Genomic DNA, 385 nt, shown 5'->3' with positions numbered 1-385 from the left:
TACAGATGGATGCATCTTCATTCCATTGGATTGAAGGAGAAGTGTGGCATCTGCATGTTGCGATTGATGATGCAGATGGAAAGGTTGTAGGAGCCTATTTTGACCGTCAGGAGACACTTAAAGGGTATTATGAGGTTCTTTATCAGATTCTTGTTAATCATGGCATTCCTGCAATGTTTTATACGGACAGACGCACTGTATTTGAATATAAAAGAAAAGACAAGCCTTCAGATGCTGAGGATACATTCACTCAGTTCTCTTATGCCTGTCATAATCTGGGAATTAAAATAAAAACTACGAGCGTACCCCAAGCAAAAGGAAGGGTTGAAAGACTCAACCAGACGCTCCAGTCACGATTACCAGTCGAACTAAGGCACGCTCATAT

The 385-nt window shown here is 41.3% G+C and carries 1 pseudogene; it reads left to right on the top strand.

Annotated elements, in window-relative coordinates:
- Nucleotides 1-385, top strand: a pseudogene (locus DW269_RS12860) (DDE-type integrase/transposase/recombinase); the annotation flags it as partial.

Origin of the sequence: Catenibacterium sp. AM22-6LB, assembly GCF_003435615.1 — a bacterium.
Classification (GTDB): domain Bacteria; phylum Bacillota_I; class Bacilli_A; order Erysipelotrichales; family Coprobacillaceae; genus Catenibacterium; species Catenibacterium mitsuoka_A.
Note: the sequence above shows the minus strand (reverse complement) of the source record. Positions and strands in the feature narration are given on the sequence as shown.